We start from the raw sequence: 16685 nt of genomic DNA, 5'->3' as shown, positions 1-16685 counted from the left end.
CGTGGTGGGTCGTGAACCGGTGCTGTGCCCGGGCCGTCGGCCTACTGCCCGCCGGGCTGCGGCGGCCCGAAGAGCTCGACCGCGCGTCTGACCCCGGCGAGTCCCTCGGCGAGGGCGCTGACGGAGCCGACGGAGCCTGCGACGAGCAGCAGCGAGCGGCGCAGCCGCCGTACCTCGGGGTCGCCGCTGAGCGCCATGGCGTCGAGCGCGGCGAGCTCGTCCTCGGCGATGCCACGGTCGGCAAACTCGACCCGGTGCGCCGCGAGTTCGCGCCGGAGCCGGGACACGGCGGACCGCAGTTCGGCCACCCTGGGGTCCACGCCCTCGCCGGTCACTCGCCTCTGCCCCACGCTTCGCAACATGGTTCTCCCCCTCGCACGACACTGTGCGCAGAACTCCGTACGACGAACACTCCGGACACTCCGAGCCGACCCCCCGGACGGCGGTCGGGCGCCGTGAGCCGCGGGCCAGTTAACTCCTTCGCCACCCCGCCGCGCCACCCTTGGTGGACGGAATTCAGGCGACCGTGTGATTCCGCCTGATGAGGTATGCAGTCCCCATGACAGCTGCAGAGGATCGAAGCCCCGTCGTCGCCGGACTGCTGCTCGCCGCGGGGGGCGGGAGGCGCCTCGGGGGACGGCCGAAGGCGTTGCTCACGCACCGGGGGCGGCCGCTGGTCGAGCATGCCGTGGAGGTGCTGCGCGGGGCCGGGTGCGAGGTGGTGCACGTGGTGCTCGGGGCGTCGGCCGACGTCGTACGGGAGCGGGCGGAGCTGCCCGGGTGCGTGCTGGTGGACAACCCGGAGTGGGCGGCGGGGATGGGTTCCTCGCTGCGGGCCGGGCTCTCCTCGCTGGCCGCCGACGCGCGCGGGGTGGACGCGGCGCTGGTGCTGCTCGTCGACCAGCCGGGGATCGGGGTGGAGGCGGTGGCCCGGGTCCGGGCGGCGTACGGCTCGCGGGACACGCTGGCGGCGGCCTCGTACGACGGGGAGCGGGGCCACCCGGTGCTGTTCGGCGCCGGACACTGGGCGGGCGTCGAGGAGTCGGCGGTGGGCGACCGGGGGGCCCGGGACTATCTGGCGGCGCACCGGGATGCGATCACCCCGGTGGACTGTTCGGATGTGGCCGAGCCCTATGACATCGACACGGAGGCGGATCTGTCCCACCTGGAGTGAACGCGCTGGCACCGCGCGCCATGTTCTGTCGATCCGGAGAATCTCGACATCAACAAACCATTGAACTTCCACCATGAGGAAACTAGTATCCACTGTTCAGAAGCGCCTGCTCGTTCAGAAGGCGCTTGCGGCCGTATCTCGGCGCCTCCGGCACTCCGTGCCGTCCCGCGACGCCCGGCGGCCGCCTGGCACCGCCCGTGAAGTCCGCTGAAGGAAGTGACAGTTCATGTCCGCACCAGCGCCGTCCCCCCTGGCCGTCGTCGATGCCGAGCCCCTGCCGCGCCAGGAAGAGGTGCTCACCGAAGCAGCTCTGGCCTTCGTCGCCGAACTGCACCGGCGGTTCACCCCGCGCCGGGACGAACTCCTCGCCCGCCGGGCGGAGCGCCGCGCCGAGATCGCTCGTACGTCCACCCTGGACTTCCTGCCGGAGACCGCCGCGATCCGCGCCGACGACTCCTGGAAGGTCGCGCCGGCCCCGGCGGCCCTGAACGACCGCCGCGTCGAGATCACCGGCCCGACCGACCGCAAGATGACGATCAACGCGCTCAACTCGGGCGCGCGGGTCTGGCTCGCCGACTTCGAGGACGCCTCGGCGCCCACCTGGGAGAACGTGGTCCTCGGCCAGGTCAACCTGATCGACGCCTACACGCGGAACATCGACTTCACCGACCCGCGCTCCGGCAAGTCGTACGCCCTCAAGCCCGCCGACCAGCTCGCCACGGTCGTCATGCGCCCCCGCGGCTGGCACCTGGAGGAGCGCCACCTCACCTTCGACGGACGCCCGGTGCCCGGCGCGCTCGTCGACTTCGGCCTCTACTTCTTCCACAACGCCCAGCGCCTGATCGACCTCGGCAAGGGCCCCTACTTCTACCTCCCGAAGACGGAGTCGCACCTGGAGGCCCGCCTCTGGAACGACATCTTCGTCTTCGCGCAGGACTACGTCGGCATCCCGCAGGGCACCGTCCGCGCCACGGTCCTCATCGAGACCATCACGGCCGCGTACGAGATGGAGGAGATCCTCTACGAGCTCCGCGACCACGCCGCCGGCCTCAACGCCGGCCGCTGGGACTACCTCTTCTCCATCGTCAAGAACTTCCGTGACGGCGGCGCCAAGTTCGTCCTGCCGGACCGCAACGCGGTCACGATGACCGCCCCGTTCATGCGCGCCTACACCGAACTCCTCGTCCGCACCTGCCACAAGCGTGGCGCGCACGCGATCGGCGGCATGGCGGCCTTCATCCCGTCCCGCAAGGACGCCGAGGTCAACAAGGTCGCCTTCGAGAAGGTCAAGGCCGACAAGGACCGCGAGGCCGGCGACGGCTTCGACGGCTCCTGGGTCGCCCACCCCGACCTGGTCCCGATCGCCATGGCCTCCTTCGACGCCGTCCTCGGCGACAAGCCCAACCAGAAGGACCGCCTCCGCGAGGACGTCTCCGTCGCCCCCGGCGACCTCATCGCCATCGACTCCCTCGACGCCAAGCCCACCTACGCGGGCCTGGTGAGCGCCGTGCAGGTCGGCACGCGCTACATCGAGGCGTGGCTGCGCGGCCTCGGCGCCGTCGCCATCTTCAACCTCATGGAGGACGCGGCCACCGCCGAGATCTCCCGCTCCCAGATCTGGCAGTGGATCAACGCGGGCGTCGTCTTCGAGAACGGCGAGAAGGCCACCCCGGAGCTGGCCCGCAAGGTCGCCGCCGAGGAACTCGCCGCCATCCGCACCGAGATCGGCGAGGAGGCCTTCACCTCCGGCAAGTGGCAGCAGGCCCACGACCTCCTCCTCCACGTCTCCCTCGACGCCGACTACGCCGACTTCCTCACCCTCCCCGCGTACGAGCAACTGGTCGGCTGATTCCCTGACCCTCGGCTGAATCGCACAGCAGCCGAACCCAGAAGGCCTTGGCGTGGTGTCGAAACGACACCACGCCAAGGCCTTCTTGCCTCCCCGTGCCTCCTTACGCCTGTGCACAAAGGAGCTGTTGCGAGGTACCGTTGGGGAGCTTGCCACCCCTTCCCCGAAGGGGTGTGCTTGTCGCGGTTTCTCGGATCGGCTGGTGCCCCGGCTGGGGACTTCCCTGCCAATGATCCGACTCCTCAAGGAGATGCCTGGCATGGAGCCCGCCAAGTACAAGCCCTCTCGGCGCAATTGGTTGTACGACCTCGCCCTCAGCATTGCTGGTGGCCTGGCGACGGAACTGCTGCTCTGGGCAGGGCACATGGCAGCGTCCATCACCGGAATCCGGTAGTGGACGGCGGCGGGCCTTCGCGGCCCGCCGCCTCATTTCGCCAGGCCCCTCACGAGTCGAACAGGCCTAGCTGACGGCTGCCCGGATTATCCCGCTTTCGCTTCTGTTTGGCGTCATGCGCCCGAAGCTTGCGTTCGAACCGTTGCAGCTCCGACTGTGCTGCAGCCGTAGGCCTCAGCCCCTCTTCTTCGACGGGAGCGACCATCTTCTTGAGATAACGCTGGGTTTCCGGGTCGACCGAGTAGAGAACGGTAGCGGAGCTGGCACGCGTCAGGAGCACGTGATAGGCGTTCCGGATGCGGCGAGCGAACTCGTCCGGATCCTTCGGCAATCCAGGGTCCACGGAGCCCGTTTCGAGCAACTCCCGCCGCCCGGTCTCCTCGTCCTTCTTCGATACCTTCCCCTTCTTGAAGTGCCACTCGTCGCCACGTCGCACCATGTCCTCACCCAGAACGACCCCGCACCAATCCCACTCGAGGCCCTGCGCGGTGTACACGCAGCCGATCTGGCCGATGCCGGCCGGGTCCACTCCCCACAGCTCGGCAGGAGGTTCACCGTTCGCGTATCGACGGAGCGTCCCTTTCGCGTTCCATGGGCGATTCCAGCCCCGGATGTCCACGTCGAGCGGAAGCTCACGGGTCTCTTCATCGGGAAAGTTCCATGGCCAGCAGAACCCCGCGACCATCCGAGCCGTAGCGCCGTCTCGCTGTTCCTCCAGAACCACCTTCTCGAGGTCCTCCACGCTGTCGGCGACTTCGACGTGCATGAGCCCGTCCCACTCCCACACGTGCGGTGTTTCGCCGGAAAGGCCGAGGAGGTCCAGAACCCACCTTCGATACCCTTCGCTTCCACCGCACCGAAACTCGTTGTGCAGGTCGTAGATATCCGGAGTGACGCCGTGACGCAGCGCCGCATCGGCCACGAGCCGACTGGAGCCCACCTCGCCGCGTCGCAGTGACTGATTGTCGTCCAATAGGAACACGGTTACCCGAGCCGCCTGGATCAGCTCGTCCACCTGAGGCTTGGTGCCGCGTTTCTCCGCTGACCAGTACTGCAGATTCGACAACTCGCGTACGCGGTGGGCTTCGTCACAGATCAGCAGATCAAGTGCGGGCGTAGGTGGCTCGACGAAACTCAGGAAATGCGCCAACTGCTCCTTGGAGAGAACCGCGTCACGTTGAAACAGCTCCTCCAGGGCAGCATGGAAGGCGATCGATCCAGTGGCATAGCGTGCGCTCAGGCCGGCCGCCGTGAAATGCCTCAGCAGCTGCAGACCGATGGCGCTCTTCCCGGTACCCGCCCCTCCCCGGACCAGGAAGACAGCACGTTCGGCATCTTCTTCGCCGCCACCCTCCCGCCCTCGTTCCACCGCCCGCTTCACATCACGCCAGACGCTTCGCTGCTCACCCCTCAGGGTGAATGCCGTGTCCACCCCTTCAGAGAGCGCCATCGCCTCCAACAGTGGAGCGTTGCGCAGCCCGAGCCGCCGCAACAACCGTCCCGCGGCAGGCTCACCGCTCTCCCTCCGGAATCGGTCACGCACCTCTTCCAGGAGATCGAGACGCGTGTCATCCGTGAAATAGAAGGCATGCGCCCCCTTGGGGGTTCCCGCCGCGAGCAGGGGCTTCACGGACTCCTCGAGCGCATTGTGCAGATAAGAGATTCCCGCGTAGGAGACGCTCAGGCCGTTCATCGACGCATCAGAGGAAAAGAAGTCGACAACCTTTCCCACCTGCGTACTGGGATGTTTCTTGGGCTTCCTGTAGCCCTGCACAGCCACCTTCTCAGGATTCTCTGTCGCTTCCACAGAGCTCCACCGCTTGAGCTCCACGACGAGGAGGGAATCCTGACCTGTCTCCGGGTGCACTCCGACCAGGATCACGTCCGCCGCGCCGTCCACTCCCTGCGGCTGACACTCCACGAACATATGCAGATCACCGTGCCCGGCGTCCACCAGCTCCTCCGCCAGCCTGACCAGGCTTTCCCTCCATGCCTCCTGCTCCGAATCAGAGGCCGGCTTCCCCTTGAACCGAACCCAGCGTGCGGCCAAGTGCGGCAACAGACGGTCCCTACGGTGGAGTTTCAGAAGGTGCCGCGCAGAGAGCTGCAACAGAAGCACGAAGGGATCCCCCAGGACACGAGAAAGCTCGTGCGGGTGGGGGCCTGTCCCTTGGTGGAAGCCCGTCGGGCCGCGATGACTTCAGTGATCATAGAGCGTCGACAAGACGACCTGAACGGTCACCACCTCAGGTGGGCGATCACTTTGCGCCACTCGAACGGCCACGTTCCGGCGACGGAGCGCAGAGCTCACGGATCCTGGCGAGAAACGCCTCGAGCCCCGTGTCGCTCAGAAGAGCGTCAGGCACTCTTCTCATCACAGGCTTCGACCGGCAGACAATGTCAGGTACCCAGGCCCGCCATGAATCGCGTCGGTTCGTCCAACACGGTCTGCGCCCCCACCAGGTCGGAGAAGCGCGCCGCAAGGGTCGATTCGGCAAGTCGGGGCGGAAGCGCCTCGCCGAACTTCAGCCCCTTCACCGCCCGGGCGTCCACCTCAGGGAGGCACAGCTGTCCTGATGCGTCTGCGAGTGCTTGCTTCCAGACCTGCGGATCGACGTCTTCCCTGAGGCGGACCCAACAATCGTTGACGTGCTGCGCAGGGACGGCTACCGCGCTGAGCGAACTGGCGAGCGTGGCATTGGCCCGGTGCCCTGCCCAGGTCCACCAACGCGTATATCCGCCGGCTCCGCGCACGATCAGTGTTCCGACCGGATGTACCGCGTCCATGAAATGGTCTCTCGCGTCAGCGAGAGAGGCCACGGCCCGCTTGGTGAGGTTCACCGGCGGATCCGCCCCCAGAAGCACCTCGCGGACCGCTCGGGTCAGCTCGAACGATGTCGCGCGGGTGAATCCGAGTCCGCTCCACTTCGCTTTTCCGCCCCCGTCGGTCGGCTCTACGTAGCATCGTTTGCGGCGCCAGTCGATGTACGTGACCACCCAGCTGCGGCCCGCGAGGAGAAGCTTTCGCGGCCCCTCGACCTCCTCCGTCAAGAGATCCGGGTCGGTACGGCCGATTTCCGTACGGCCCTGGAACACAGTGAACTGGGGGGGCGCGGTGAAGACAGCCGTGAGGCCCATGAAGTGCCGGTGCCCGAAGCGTCGTTCCGCCTCCGGGCCGATGAAGAGCATGCCGCCGTCACGATCGAGGTAGCCCTCGTTCACGAGGTGCTTCACAACCGGCTCCGCGGGCTGTCCGAACGGCCCCAGGCCGTTCCACCACTCCCGCCACAGCTGGTCTCCGACCTGGTGTTCCTGGAGGCAGAGAGCAAGGAGCTGCTGAGCGACGATGTGACGCGGCTCGGGTGGGGCGACGACCGGCTCCACCCAGCCTCGTGACCACAGGAGGAGCATGCCGGCCGCCGACAACAGTCCGTCTTCCGTCAGCGCAAGGAAGAGACAGTTCCGCGTCGTATCGGCCCTCCGCCCCGTTCTGCCGAGCCGCTGGAGGAAGGACGCGACAGTCGCCGGGGCGTCGATCTGAATGACCCGGTCCAGGTCTCCGACATCGATGCCGAGTTCCAGGGTGCTGGTCGAGACGATCACGCAGTCCCGCGCCTCCGCGAACGCCTGCTCGGCACGCCGCCGTTCATCGACCGACAGTGAGGCGTGCGAGAGGAAGGTGGTGACTCCTCGGATACGCAACTGCTCGCCCAGTTCTTCCACGAGTCGCCGTGACTCGCAGAAGACGAGCCGCTTCTCTCCCTGGTGCAAGGAAGAGATCACCCGGGCCGCGTTCTCGACGGAACCGACGTAGTCGAGCTGGATGTCGCCCGAGGGCGGCTGTGTCGCAGGACTCGTATCGCTCGGAGCGGCGAGGTGGGGGGCGACCACTCGTGCCGGGCGAATGCCGGCTCCGGACCCCTGGAGCCAATGGAGGAGTTCCGTCGGATTGCCTACGGTCGCTGACAGGCCCACGCGTTGGATCGGACGCCCGACAGACTTCTGCAGCCGCTCGAGGAGCGCGAGCAGATGCCAGCCTCGATCGTCCCCCGCGAAGGCGTGTACCTCGTCGACCACGATCGTCCGCAGCCCGGAGAAGAACGCCTTGTGATCGACGTTCGCACTGACCAGCATGGCTTCCAGCGACTCAGGCGTGGTGAGCAGGACATCGGGCCGGTTGTTCAGAATGCGTTTACGGTGGCCTGCGGTGACATCGCCGTGCCACAGAGCCGCGGTACGGCCGAGCCACGAGGCATACGTCTCCAATCGCGGCAACAGGTTGTTGAGCAGGGCCTTCAAAGGGCACACGTAGAGGACGGAGGTGCCCTGCCACCGCCCTGCGGACATCCGCGACAACAGGGGGAAAGAGGCGGCCTCAGTCTTTCCGCCTGCCGTGGGTGCCAGCAGGATCGCGTCCTCACCGGCCATCAGTGGTTCGATCGCCTCTTCCTGCAGTGGACGAAGGCCACGCCAGCCCAGGGAGTTGACGATGTGATGCGTCAATACGGGATCGAGGTCGTCGAGAGAGGTCACGGAAGGTCCAGCTCGATGTCGTCCGCGTCAGCCCGTGCGGCGTTCCTCTCGACCTCGTTGAGCTCGGCACCGGACACGGTGAGCGCGTAGTGCCGACGCGGGTCGAAATCGTCGAACTCGTCGACACGATCCAGGACATCGGCGACGAGCTTGCGCAGGAACAATCGGGGGGCGACTCCCACCTTTCCCCCGAGGCCACCTGTGACCGCCGTGGCAAGTTCGCTCAGGTACGTGTCGTCGACACGCGCTCCGATCCGTTCCGGGTTCCGTGCAGCACCGGCGTACAGGTCGCGGACATTGCGCCCGAGCTCTCCCAGCCTCGGCAGATCGAAACCGGCAAGGCGTAGTTGCACCGCGCGCGGGGAGTCGAACCGAGGATCGGTGGTGAAGTCGGTGGCGAGGCGTTGAGCCAGCGGGGCAAGCCGCTGGACGCCCTGCTGACCGTCGTAGAACGCGGGCGTGCCCGTGATCACGAGGAACAAGCCGGGAAAACGTCCGGCGTCGATCTCGTCCAGCAGCTGCCGCAGGGCGTTGAGCCCCTTCTCGCGTACATCGCCTCGCACCCGCTGCAGGGTCTCGATCTCGTCGAGAACCACGAGGAGTCCGGGGTGGCCGCAGTCACGCAGCACGGTGAGCAGGCCCTGCAGGAAGCCCATGGCGCCGAAATGGTCCAGGTCTCCACGGACCCCCGCAGCTCTGCGGGCCGAGGCCGCGACCGACTTCTGCCCGCCCAGCCAGGCGATGAGCGCCTCGGCCGTCGCGTTGTCGCCCGCAGCACGCGCCTCCCGATAGCCGCGCAGGGCCGCCGCGAACGCAGGCGTCGTCCGGGCGACTTCGGCAAGTCGCTGCTCCATCAGTTCGTCGACGGCCACGGCAAGTGCCTTCTCGTCGTCGTCCGCCACTTCACCGGCGTCGAGGATCTCCTCCTCGAGGGTGTAGAACCACGAATCGACCACCGCCTTGAGCGCGCTGGGCTGATGGGTGGCTGTGGTGAGCCGTTCCGTGAGACGTCGGTAGACCGTCTCCAAGCGGTGAAGCGGGGTTTCGGTCTCGGAGATCTGCACTTCCGTGGTGGCCAGCCCCGCGCGCTTGGCCCGCTCGGCGAGCCAGCGGGCGAAGAACGTCTTGCCGGAACCGTACTCACCACGAATGGCGTGAAACGCCGACCCACCGCGCGCCGCTGTCGCAAGGTCATCGTCCAGGGCCGCGGCGAAGCGGTCGAGACCGACCGCGAACAGATCGAGCCCCGCTTGCGGCACGGTGCCGCGCCTCAGCGCGTCCACCACTTCGCGGCGGCGGGCCGCGCTGACCTCCGTCACACCGGTCACGGACGCTCCGTTCCGAACTGCTCGTGCAGAAGCGGGACGTTCAGCTCAACGGTCCGTCCCGCGTCCACCAGATTGATCACGCCGTAGCCTTCGACGTTGAGAAGGCGCTGCACCACGGTGACGAAGATTTCGGGGTTCCGCTGCGACCTTCCGGTGGCAGCGGTCGCGGCGGCGGCGACCGCGTCCGGGGTCAGCTTTCCACCGGCCGCGGTGAGCGCGTCGATCACAGCAGCCACCGCCTTGGCGTCCGGGGCCCTGCGGACGAACGCCTTCTGTGCCGTGTACCGCTGTGTCCGCACGACCTTGTCGCCGAGCGTCGGCGTCTCCGGTGCCACGTCGTCCGCTGCGAAGAGTCCCTCGCCGGCCTGCGCTTCCTTGGGCTTCCGGCCCCGGCGGCTCGCCGAAGCCTCCGGCTCCGCGACGGCTGCGGTCTCGGTGCGAGGTTCCCACCAGGACGGCACGCTCTGTTCGGGCGGCAGAAGGACCCACCCCGCCGGCAGCAGCTCCTGTGACGGCACCAAGGCGATCACCGGCACGGTCACCTCGGCGATCGACGCCCCACCGTGGTACCCCGCCTTGCGCGGTGTGTACCTGATGTCCTCACGCCATGGCGCCACGATGGAGCCCTCGCCTGCCAGGACGCGCGGTCCGCTGAGCTCGACTTCGCCCTCCCCGGCTGTGCCCGTGCGCCAGCGGGCGCTCTGCACGCCCGCTGCCTTGACCGGTCCGCGGCCCGGGGGCGAACGGTCGATGACGTGGCCGTGGTCGGAGACGAGCAGGACGGGACGGCCGTAGCCGCGAGCGGCGTTGAGCAGGTCCAGCAAGTGACTGATGTCCTTGAGCCGCCAGGTGGTGCGTTCGCCCTCCTGCCCGTGGTCCAGCGCATCGTCGATGGTGTTCAGTACGACACCCACCACCCCGTCGCCGGCGAGCGCATCGAGCAGCTCAGGGGCAAGGCGGTGGCCTTCGACCCCGCCGATCCGGCCCTTGTGAAAGAGCGTCGCAGTGCGCCGATGCCGTTGCCACAGAGCTGCGAACCCCTTGCTCTCCGCCGGCTGCTTGCCGCTCGTGGCTGTCCCCGACAGCAGCGAGGCCCGGCTGATGGTGGTGACCGACGGCAGCATGGACACGGCCGCCTGACGCCGTGCGCCCTCCGCCCCTTGCGGCGCCGGGACGATCTCCGTCCAGACACGACGGTCGATCTCGTCCCCGAGCTGCGCCGCTATGGCTGCGCTCATGCCGTCCAGTACGAGCACGAGCGGAGCCGCTGCCGTCCTGCCCGCTCCGGCGAGTGGTACGGCGAGGGTGGTGAGCACGTCCTCGATGAGGAGAGCGCCCGCCGGCGCCTGTGTCGAGGCGGTCAGGGCCCAACCCGACAATCGGGCAGCGAACTGCTCGTCGATGGCCGCGCGCCGGTCACGGGCCTTCCCGATGAGCAGGTGGTACGCCTGGCCCACGGCTGATTCCCCGAGCGGGTCACCCTCCGCCAGGACGGCAAGCGCACGGTCGACCCACCCCCATTGAGCAAAGTGTTCGCTGACCCCTTGTCCCACCGATGCCACGACAGGAGTCGGCCCGTCGAGCCATCGCAGGACGCGCACCGCCATGCGTGCGGCATGGCAGCTGGCCGGGTGCAGGCGGGCCAGCTGATGGGCCAGGACGTGGTTCAGCGCTGCCTCGGCCTCTTCGGCAGAGGTCGCCAGAGCGGCGGCCAGATCTCTCAAGCGCGCCTTGAGTCCGGAGGGCAGCAGGGGATCGACCCGCAGAGCCTGCCCCAGTCCGGCTTCGGCCGCGAGTTGGTCGGCTCGGTCGAGTACCGCGTAGACACGCTGCCGTGCTTCGGCGCCCGAAGCGCTGTTGGCTTCGGCCTCGCCGATCCATCGTGCGAGCGTGCCGATCACAGAGGAGGTGAAGGGGGGTAGGTCGTCCACCGAACGCAGGGTCGAACCGAACAGGCCTCCAAGCGCGAAGCTCGTTCCGGCCGGAGCATCCGGCGCGCTCAATACGGAGCCGAGGACACCGAGGGCCAAGGCGTCCTGTCCCCTGCCGTCCGCGATGAGCGCGAGAAGTGTGGGTGCGGCCGACCCGATCACGCCGCTGAGCCAGTCGGTCAGCCCGTCGCGCTCCGATGCGGCCAGCTCTCGGAAGCGAGCCGGACCCGCAGTGGTCCGGGACCAGGCCAGCAACGCATTGGTGTCCAGATCGGGGGCGTGCCCCCCTGCTGCACGACCCAGCCCCAGACGTTCACCGACAAGTGCCTTTACGGCGGCATCCCGTGTGAGGACGGATCCGTCACGCGGCCAACCGTCGGCGGGCTCGGCATCGATCAGGGCGTCGAGCAACCAGGCCTCACGGATCACGCGAGGGTCGAGGTCGGCGGCCCCGAAGAGCTGCTTGACGATCTCGGCCCGGTCGACCGTGAGGCTGCGGCGTCCGACGGCATGGGCACGCAGGTCCCAGCCCAGAGCAGTGGCCGGCACATCGCTCGTCACCACGAGCAGCCTGTCGGGCTCGGGCTCGGCCAGGAGCCGCTGCCACGCGTCGACGATTCCCAGAACGGAATCCTGGTCGGTGACCCGCACCAGGCGCTGCCGACCGTCGATCCGGACCGTGAAGTCGGTGGGGGCCGCGCTGTCGTATCGGGCGTGGACCAACAGGAGACGGCGGTCCTTGGCCCGCCGCAGCTCCGTCTCGAGGAGTGCTTCGACGATTCTGCGGTCGATGAGCGGCCGCACCGCCATCAGGACTGCGCCTCGGCGCCTGCGGACCGGCTCTCCTCCGGCGGCACGACCTGCCAGGTGATCTCGACTGCCATCCCGGGGTTGGCGGCGGAGTAGGCGAGGATCTCGTCCCAGAGGTTGTCCATCGCCTTGCTCAGGGCGTTCTCCATGTGGCTCGGCTGCAGGCGTACGGTCCGGGAGCCCGCCGCACCCCCCGTGCCCACGGAGGCGCCGGGTCCCGGCGTCGAGCGTGTGGACGATACGGGTGGTGTGCCGTGCTGGGTGAGGCGGACATCGTCCGGGGTCGGCTCGACAGGGGGCAGCGGTACTACCGGTTCCGCCACCTGAGCCAGCCGAGCGGCGTCCTTGACCAGTGCGACGGCCTTGCTGCGGATGGAGTCCAGGACCGGGACCAGCGAGCGTTCGAATTCACTCGCGGCGGCGGCCTCGGCGATCTCCCCGATCAACCGCTCGGCCCGCTCGCCGACGTTGTCCCGCCGCCCGGCGAAGCCACGGACACTGTCGAGAAGCTGCCAGTCGGCGTCGTCGAGCGCCTTGAGCACCTCGGGGGCGGACGTGATGGCCGTGGCCAGCGCCGCGTCCGATGTGGCATACGAGACACCGGCAAGTTCCCTGACCGTCGCGGTCGCTTCGTGGTGACGCCCCAGGCGAGCGAGGAGATCCGCGGCGTCCTTCGCGGACGACGCCCGTGCGCTGGTGTCCGAATCCAGCCCCAGGGCTTCCGCATGCCGGATCAGAGACGTCCGGACCCCGTAGACCGCCTGCTCGTACTGGCTGATCTTTTCCCGTACGCCGGTGTGGAGCTTGTTCACGTTCCGCGCGAAGAGGGTGGGCTGGACCGCCACTCCGAAGATCTTGGCAGCCCTTTCCCTGGCGGTCGTGTACTCCTCGTCCGTGGGCAGCTGCTGTGCGCGCAGGCCATGGCCCGCCCCGATGTCGTTCAGGTCGGGCGCCTGGGGCAGGGGGCTGCCGCCGTGGAAGATCCAGGCACGGTCGTCGAGAAGCGCGTACGTGGCGATGATCAGGCTGCTGACGTTCTTGTCGAGGCCGGTCCAGCCGTGGTCCTTGGCGATCCACTGGCGGATCTCCTCGACGGAGAGGTCCTCGGCGCCGGGCCGGTGCTGATGAGCGGCCTGGTTGATCCGTGCACGCCAGTCGTTGCGGAGAACCAGCGGACCGTCATGGACCTGGCCGAGCTCGAGCGGTTCGACGATCTTCTTGACGGTCTTGAGGTGGTGGCTGTCGACCTCGATGCGGCGGCCGCCGTCGTCCATGGCCCGGGTGATCCAGGTGAGCGCGGTCTTCAGCTCGGCGGGCGTGACGGGCTTGCGGTCACCGGCCCGGTCGAAGTCGGGGTGCTTGGGGTAGAGGGCGCCGAAGACGCCGTCGGCCAGGTGCTGCAGATTGTCCATGAAGGACTTGCCGCCCTGCAGCTGGGGCCGGCTGTACTCGGGCAGCAGCGAGAGGATGTGCTTCCCCTCGCTGACTTCCGCAGACACGCTGTTCTCGTCGACCTTGGCGATGCCGTAGAGCTGTGCGAGCGTGGCGGTCAGTTGCGAGGTCAGGGTGTCGCGCTGGGCGGCCAGCTGATGGCGGACGCGGACGCGGTCGTCGGAGGCGAGGTGCCCGGCGTAGTCGTCGAGACGGTCGCGCTCAAGAAGATAGTTGATCTTGATGAGGCGCCCCAGCTGGGCGTTCTTCTGCTCGGAGAAGAACGACGGCAGCCAGACGAGGGTCGGCGCCATGAGCCCTTCGGAGCGCAGCAGTTCGACCCGCTGGGCGTCGTCGTTGGGGAAGTGCTGGCCGTCGTCGAAGGGGTAGTCGAGGATGAACCGCACACGGCCGTCCACGCCGGGACGGAACTGCTCGGCGGGGAGCTGCGCGGTGTCGCGGACGTTCTCGAAGACGAACTCGGCGGTGCGCCTGCTGCCCTTCCATACGATGTCGTGCTCGCAGACGAAGGCGCCGGTGTCCTTGAGCCCGAGCGCCTTCCAGAGCTGGTCCTTGACCCAGATGCGGCGGGCTCCCGTGCGGTCCTCGTCGGCCACCATGTCGAGCAGGGGCTCGATGTCCAGATCGGACAGGTGGAGGGTGAACACGGGGTCCTGGTCGCCGTCGGCCCGGATCTCGCCGAACTCGGCCTGCAGTTCACGCAGTCGCGTCACGACCAGCGAGCCCGGAGCGACGGTGCGGGAGCGGATGGAGCCGTGGTTCAGCGCGGCGATCCGACCCCCGGTGAGCCGCTTGAGGGCGGGTACGTCAGGGGCGAGCGCGGCGAGCAGCAGAGTCTTGACGAACCGGTCGTCGGCGATGAACTTCTCGCTCTCCTCCGATCCGTACTTCTCCAGCAGGTGGGCCCGCACCTTGGTGTGGAAGGTGTGCGCAGCCTCCGCCTCGTTCTTGAGGCGGTCGGTGAACGCCTCTCCGGTGCCGTCGGAGAGCACGTCCCACAGGTCGCCGAGGGGGATCAGTTCCCCCAGCTTGAAGTCGGCGCGCCGGCGCCGCAGCATCTCCTGCAGCAGCTTGAGACCCGTCCGCTCGCGCTGGAGCGCGCCGGAGAGTGCCACGAGGACGTTGAGGAGCGCGGGCGAGAGGGGGTAGACGGCCCGGAAGTCCGCCCAGTCGGCATGGGTGGCGCCGTGCGCGTCGAGCAGGACGTCCTTGACCTGCGAGCTGGTGGACTCGATGGCTCCGAAAGCCCCGTCCAGAGCCGCCCGGGCCTGCTCGTCCTTGGGCTTGAGGATGCGCTCCTTGATGATCTCCGGGAGGTTGCGGTCCTCGAGACTCACGACGTCGAAGCGACCCGCCAGGTACTCGACCTGCTGCTCCAGGTTCTTCACGTCGGCACCGACGACGTCCGCGCCGACGAGCTGCGAGAGGTCACGCTGGCGGGAGATGAAGGACACGATGGGAACGGGGCGGGCGCTGTCGCCGGATTCGATCAGCTTGACCAGCTTGCTGACCTCGGAGTTCACCTTCTCCCGGTTCGACATGTGCGCCTGGAGCCACAGGATCAGCTCGTCGAGGAAGAGGACGAGACCGTCGTATCCGAGGGACTTCGCGTGCCTGCTGATGACGGCGAGACCGTTCTCCAGCGGCAGGAACGCCTGGGCGTCGCCTCGGGCGCCCTCCGCGTAGGAGGACATCGGCCCGGTCAGCAGCGCCGACACCAGCCGGTCGCGTCGGGCGTCGCCCGCGGGCGCGGCAAAGGCCGCGTCCAGATCGCCGGAGGTCCAGGCCACCCCCGAGCCGTCGATCACATCGAGATCGTCGAGGTCACCGTCCGAGTTGCCGGAATCCGTACCGGCGGAGGGAAGCAGCGCCACGAAAGCGTCGTGGCCGATGCTGTTCCGGAGCTTCGCCGCGTCGGCGAGCATCGAGTCGGCACGGTAGACGGCGGGGGTGGGGGCGCCCGGGTGCAGGCGCCGCACCTCGGCCACGTACCCGCCGAGCAGGGCCGAGTCCAGGTCGGTGGAGCCGACGAGGTGGTACGGCACCATCAGGAACCGCTTGCCCCGAAGCCACTCGTCGTGTTCGGCGATGACTTCCTGGAGCCGGGGCTTGGAGCGTGCCGACGGCTCGTTGTTGAGGACGGCGTGGAGCACGGTCAGGAAGTGGCTCTTACCCGAACCGAAGGATCCGTGGAGGTAGGCGGCGTGGGAGTTCCCGCCCCGCACGGCGGCGCGGACGATTCCGAGGGCCTTGCCGAAGGCAAGCTTCAGCTGGTCGGTGACCACGTATTCCGCGACCCTGGCGGCGGTCTCGGTGAAGCCCCCGGTGAGCTCCACCTTGAAATCGCCGGCGTGGACGTCTTCCTTGATGTCGATGACATCCCGCAGGAAGAGCTCATTCGTGGACATCGGTGGCTCTCGTTCCCTCACTCGGCGGTTCACATGGTCCGCGCAGCGCGCTCGTCCCCCCTATCTTGCCAGCTCGCGGGGGCTCTCAGCGGGGGCATGGGAACTTCCGCGGCAGCCAGTCGATCATCACCGGCCCTTGGCCGTGTACAGAGGAAGAGGCTCCACCGGCGACCAGGTGAAGGTGCGGTCGTCCTCGAGGTGCGCCTCCCCCCAGTGAATGGAGTGGATGCCCTCACCGCGGCTGGCGGTGAAGAAGACCGAGACCAGTTTGGTGCTGCGTCCGAGCTCCTCGAACACCTCGTGGATCTTGTCGTACTCCGGGGTGGTCGAAACCTCTTCCAGGGGAAACAGCCCTTCCCGCGGCTCGGGACCGTGCGCTGTCAGCAGGCGCTTTCGCTGGGCGGAAACGTCGGCACGCAACCGGGCACGATCGAGAGGGACCGGCCGGTCGGCATACTTGAAGGGGAAGAGGGCCCATCCGTTGAGGACGGCGAAGTCGTAGCCACGGAGCTCACGGACCGATCCTCCGAGGGCGCGGGCTTCGTCCGCCAGCTCTTCCAGCACGGCCTCGGCCAGGACGTGCCCGTACGGCCCGCGCTTCTTGAGATCGGCCTGGTCGTGCGCGATCCTCGCCCGCTGATGAGCACGCGCCAGCCGTTTCGGAATCCCCGCGACCAGCCCGCTCGCCTGCTTTCCGAAGCACTCCCGCGCCCACCGTGACGGCGCCGCGGCGCCTCCGCTGCTCTCTGTGCCCCCGCTCACGGTTGCCCCCTGTCCTCGATCCGCTCTCCCTTGTGTGACAGGGA

10 protein-coding genes are annotated in these 16685 nt (G+C 68.1%); 3 read left to right on the top strand and 7 right to left on the bottom strand.

The genetic code is table 11. The annotated features are described in order from the left end of the window. Window positions 1-41: 41 nt before the first annotated feature. On the bottom strand, window positions 42-362 hold the full coding sequence (locus OO54_RS16780; RefSeq protein ID WP_017236867.1) for a DUF5955 family protein: 321 nt from the start codon (window positions 360-362) through the stop codon (window positions 42-44). Window positions 363-559: 197 nt separating this feature from the next. Between OO54_RS16780 and OO54_RS16775 the strand changes: the two genes are divergently transcribed. The 3 genes from OO54_RS16775 (at window position 560) to OO54_RS48320 (ending at window position 3417) form a co-directional block, all read left to right on the top strand. After that, window positions 560-1174 carry a nucleotidyltransferase family protein gene (locus tag OO54_RS16775; RefSeq protein ID WP_033204013.1) on the top strand — a complete coding sequence of 205 codons (615 nt, stop codon included), beginning with the start codon at window positions 560-562 and terminating at the stop codon, window positions 1172-1174. A gap of 226 nt (window positions 1175-1400) precedes the next feature. Beyond that, on the top strand, window positions 1401-3023 hold the full coding sequence (gene aceB, locus OO54_RS16770; protein WP_033203950.1) for a malate synthase A: 1623 nt from the start codon (window positions 1401-1403) through the stop codon (window positions 3021-3023). 259 nt (window positions 3024-3282) lie between these two features. Next, window positions 3283-3417, top strand: coding sequence for a hypothetical protein (locus OO54_RS48320; RefSeq protein ID WP_267888954.1), 135 nt, complete (start codon window positions 3283-3285; stop codon window positions 3415-3417). A 49-nt stretch (window positions 3418-3466) separates the two neighbouring features. On the opposite strand, the gene OO54_RS16765 is transcribed toward OO54_RS48320, so the two are convergent. The 6 genes from OO54_RS16765 to OO54_RS16740 form a co-directional block, all read right to left on the bottom strand. Continuing rightward, the gene (locus OO54_RS16765) at window positions 3467-5536 is read right to left on the bottom strand and encodes a DUF2075 domain-containing protein (protein ID WP_033203948.1); all 2070 of its coding nucleotides are present in this window, start codon (window positions 5534-5536) and stop codon (window positions 3467-3469) included. A gap of 281 nt (window positions 5537-5817) precedes the next feature. Continuing rightward, window positions 5818-7950, bottom strand: coding sequence for a DEAD/DEAH box helicase (locus tag OO54_RS16760; RefSeq protein WP_033203946.1), 2133 nt, complete (start codon window positions 7948-7950; stop codon window positions 5818-5820). Continuing rightward, a complete protein-coding gene (gene brxD, locus OO54_RS16755) occupies window positions 7947-9278 on the bottom strand; it encodes a BREX system ATP-binding protein BrxD (RefSeq protein WP_033203944.1) in 1332 nt (443 codons plus the stop codon). Before brxD ends, OO54_RS16760 begins: the two co-directional genes overlap by 4 nt. Continuing rightward, window positions 9275-12019, bottom strand: a complete 2745-nt coding sequence (gene pglZ / locus OO54_RS16750; RefSeq protein WP_033203942.1) for a BREX-2 system phosphatase PglZ — start codon at window positions 12017-12019, stop codon at window positions 9275-9277. The genes brxD and pglZ overlap by 4 nt, the downstream gene beginning before the upstream one ends. Next, the gene (locus tag OO54_RS16745; RefSeq protein WP_033203941.1) at window positions 12019-15879 is read right to left on the bottom strand and encodes a BREX-2 system ATPase PglY family protein; all 3861 of its coding nucleotides are present in this window, start codon (window positions 15877-15879) and stop codon (window positions 12019-12021) included. Before OO54_RS16745 ends, pglZ begins: the two co-directional genes overlap by 1 nt. Window positions 15880-16005: 126 nt before the next feature. Beyond that, complete coding sequence (locus tag OO54_RS16740) at window positions 16006-16443, bottom strand: hypothetical protein (RefSeq protein WP_234439403.1); 438 nt, start codon at window positions 16441-16443, stop codon at window positions 16006-16008. Between the last annotated feature and the right edge of the window lie 242 nt (window positions 16444-16685).

This window comes from Streptomyces wedmorensis (assembly GCF_000716445.1).
GTDB lineage: Bacteria > Actinomycetota > Actinomycetes > Streptomycetales > Streptomycetaceae > Streptomyces > Streptomyces wedmorensis.
The sequence above is the reverse complement of the archived record's forward strand: the minus strand, read 5'-3'. Positions and strand labels throughout refer to the sequence as shown.